Genomic DNA, 3,531 nt, shown 5'->3' on the forward strand with positions numbered 1-3,531 from the left:
GGCGAACACGACAACAAAACCATCGGCTTGCTTCTCTGCAATGGTGGCGACAAGGTCGTGGCGCAATATGCTCTCTCTGGCTACGACCAGCCAATCGGTGTGAGCGACTATCAACTAACGAAGACTATCCCTGAAAATCTGAAATCAGCGTTGCCTGCTGTGGAGGAGGTGGAGGAAGAACTAGCAAAATTGTAGAGCAAGTAGATCAAGCCATTTTGCATTATGAAAAACCAAATCAAAGCACTATTATCCAAATTATCAGACTTGCATGAAGCAGAGCAAAAGAGAATAAAACAAGAAGAAGAGGAGGGGAAAAACTTTAATATTATTTCTGCTCTGCAACTTTGCTCGGATGAAGTACGCTTACATTCACGCTTACTCGCTGTGCTTCTCAATCCTAAGGCAAAGCATGGTTTAGGCGATAAGTTTCTCAAATCCTTCCTCCTTGCTGTAGGTCTACCACAAGACTATATTTTGTACTGTAAAGAACCCATGGTGGAACGCAGTGTCGGAGAAGTAACAGATACAATAGGCGGACGTATTGACATTATTCTTGAAGATAGTAACCAAAAGCATGCCGTTATCATTGAGAATAAAATCTATGCAAATGACCAGCCTAATCAATTACTTCGATATCATAACTATGGCAAAGAGCAGTTTGGGGAACATAATTTCATGTTGATATATCTTACCTTAGATGGCTGTGAACCTTCAGACTATTCATTGGGAAGAGAAAAGTTTGAACTCATCAAAGTCTCCTATGCGCGAGACATCCTCAAACTATTAGAAGATTTGGCTCAGTCCATTCCTCCCAAGCCTGTTCGTAGCACTATCGAAGATTATATCAAGATTATTAAGCAACTCACATACCAAGACGTGGAAACAGAATACAAAAACAATCTAATTAAAGAGGCTGCTGATGACATTGAGGGTGCTTCAGAACTGCTCAGCCTAGCCAAAGAGATAGGAGATACATTGGTTAACAACCATATTATTAAGCCCTTAACGAAAATTGGCTTTGAGCAGCATCATGACGACAATGGTGCTTTGTGGAAAGATTTAGACGAGTCAAATGTGATTGTCATTAAGACTGATGACAAAACATATTGGAAGAATGTTTGGATTGGTATCACGTCAAAAGCCCCAATACCACATCAAACGAAATTAGATTGTTTTACAGATGAGCCTACCCAAAGTTATCCTTATGGTTGGAGTTGGATTTCTGATGACGGAAACAACAACTGGAATAACCCAGTCGAATATCCTGCAATAAAAAAGGGTGTAGTACTTGAGTGGATAGAGAAAAAGGTTGCCGAAATAGAAACTTATTTTAATGTAAGGTCCTGCAAGCAACAATAACTTGCAGGAGTACTCTATTCGTTATTTCTCCAAATGCATCTTCAATTCTCCTTGCTCCTGTTTGATACGCTTCTGCTCCAATAACAACTCAGTTTGCCTCTGCAGAGCTTGCTCGTAATCAACTACCTTTTGTTGCATCAGCTGAATCGCTTTGGGTTGCGATGCGTGACAAAAATGCTGTCGAGATGGGCTAAGTCTTTACCTGTAGCTTCGCCTTGCATACGCAGGTAGCGGTAGCGGAGGTTGTAATCGGAGGCGGTTTGCAGTTGGTTGGCTCCCATGGCAAAGAACCAACAGCTGACCATGACCAGTCTGCAAACTAATAGGAGTAGCATGTGCTCGGCTAATTGCACACTGGCAAAGAGCGAGTAGTTTTTGTCCTCTATGGGCTTTTGTCGCTCACGGATGAGTTGTTGCAAGGCGTCAAACTTTGGGTCAAGTTTCTTGCTCGACTGCGAGAGTGTCTCCAAAACAAAAAGTTGATGCTCTTTGATTTTGGCTTGTGTCTCTTTGGAGAGATGGATCTGCACGGTCTCTTGTGTCGTGGTACGCTCTGTGCTTGTGCAAGTCGGCTGCTCTGCAAGCGTGGCGCGCAGTTCTGCTTGTGTCTTGCTGATGGCTTTACATTCTTGTGAGACTGTTGCACGTACAATTGGCTCAAACTATTGTATATCTAGCTGATTATTGGTATCTTTGTATTGTAAAGCTAGATATTTTTATTGTCGCGATGAGCCAGATTAAACAGACCAAAGTCCCTCCTTCGCGGATATCGCTGTTGTCGATAGACGGAAAAAGATGCGGAATCCCCTTTTGAGCCAAATCAATCAGCTGGTAGATTGACGCCCCATCTCCAAGCTGCTCAATAGGCGTTGCCTTAAGCAGGCAGCCGCCCCAATGGGAGCGCCTAGCTATCCCCCGTCCCTGCTCTTCAAAATACTACTCCTGGAGACCTGGTATGGGCTTTCCGACCGAGAGGTCAAGGAGCGCATCAACGACTCCATATCGTGGAGCGACTTCCTAAAGCTAGACCTCACAAACGCTTCTCCCGACCACAGCACGATATGCCGTTTTCGCCTAGAGCTGGTCGGTAAAGGGCTTGAGGATAAACGCTGATTTTAGCCGACTAGGGCTATACCTCCCAAAAGAATCGCACCGCTTTGAAGGCGCTCAAACTAGAGGATGGTACTATGGCAAGGCTACATGAGGTAAGCCCCTCGCAGCGAGCCAAAAATACTTGAACAGCCTAATCAGCGCCACGAGATGGGTTATTGAACGCACCTTTGGTAGCATCATTCGCCGGTTCCATGGGGGGACGATGTCGCTACCAGGGCCTTTGCAAGACCCATTATCAGAATCTTATCGAATCGTTGGCGTACAGCCTCAAACGTGCGCCCCAGCTGATTGTTGCGCAAGGCTCCATTTTATCCCCTCTAAGTGGTCAGATTGACCGCCTAGAGGGGATAAAATGGAGCCTGAGGGCGGTCTGACATCACCCCAAAAACACCCATGTTCATGGTTAATCCATCAATCGGGTCGCTCTGGGCTAGCGCGAGGGCATTTGCAACAGTCTCACGAGAGTATGTATATGCGCTTCCTTTATCAACAACCATTTTGACCAACGCATACTAAAAAAGCGGGGAGGCTCAAGCCTCCCCGCAATAGATTCTCTAGTCAGTACTTCTACTGCTGCTTGACAACGCGGAGCTGTTTCACTGCACCCTCGAGGTCAATCAGACGGAGGATGTAGATGCCCGACTTCCAGCTATCAGCCTGGAGAATGGCCTCACTGGCGCCATCATGCGTATGGTTGAGGACCAGCACGCCATCCACCGTGAACACCTGGATCGTCCGTAGCGACTCAACACCCGTCAGGTGGAGCGTCTCTACAAACGGATTAGGTGCTACTACAACATTGGCCAGCAATACGCTCTCCACTGCTGTTATCGGCGGTTCAGGAGTCTTAAGAGCCACGTTCACAGTCTTGTCGCCATCGGTGAGGTCAACGCTGCCCTTGGCATCGTTGTAGCCCTTCTTAGTGACAACATAGTCGTGCGCCTTGCGGTCAAGCTCTGCAATGGCTGCCTTACCGGTAGCGTCTGTAGTGGCCTTCTTGCCAGCGATGGTCACTGTAGCGCCCTCGAGAGGCTTGCCACCGGCCGTCACTGTAAAGGT

The 3,531-nt window shown here is 46.8% G+C and carries 4 protein-coding genes and 1 pseudogene; 3 read left to right on the plus strand and 2 right to left on the minus strand.

Annotated elements, in window-relative coordinates:
* The coding region (locus Q0X25_RS07875) for a PDDEXK nuclease domain-containing protein (RefSeq protein WP_298580926.1) at nucleotides 1-195 on the plus strand (195 nt) is incomplete at its 5' end.
* Between the two features lie 27 nt (nucleotides 196-222).
* Nucleotides 223-1,359, plus strand: coding sequence for a PD-(D/E)XK nuclease family protein (locus tag Q0X25_RS07880; protein WP_298580929.1), 1,137 nt, complete (start codon nucleotides 223-225; stop codon nucleotides 1,357-1,359).
* A 137-nt stretch (nucleotides 1,360-1,496) separates the two neighbouring features.
* Here Q0X25_RS07880 and Q0X25_RS07885 read toward each other — a convergent pair whose 3' ends face one another.
* The gene (locus Q0X25_RS07885; RefSeq protein WP_298580932.1) at nucleotides 1,497-1,889 is read right to left on the minus strand and encodes a hypothetical protein; all 393 of its coding nucleotides are present in this window, start codon (nucleotides 1,887-1,889) and stop codon (nucleotides 1,497-1,499) included.
* A 238-nt stretch (nucleotides 1,890-2,127) separates the two neighbouring features.
* Between Q0X25_RS07885 and Q0X25_RS07890 the strand changes: the two are divergent.
* Nucleotides 2,128-2,768: pseudogene (locus Q0X25_RS07890) on the plus strand (transposase); the annotation flags it as partial.
* Between the two features lie 271 nt (nucleotides 2,769-3,039).
* On the opposite strand, the gene Q0X25_RS07895 reads toward Q0X25_RS07890, so the two are convergent.
* Nucleotides 3,040-3,531 (minus strand): carboxypeptidase regulatory-like domain-containing protein (locus Q0X25_RS07895; protein WP_298580935.1); only part of this gene is annotated, 492 nt, incomplete at its 5' end.

It is taken from the genome of uncultured Olegusella sp., assembly GCF_947253395.1.
Lineage (GTDB): Bacteria > Actinomycetota > Coriobacteriia > Coriobacteriales > Atopobiaceae > Olegusella.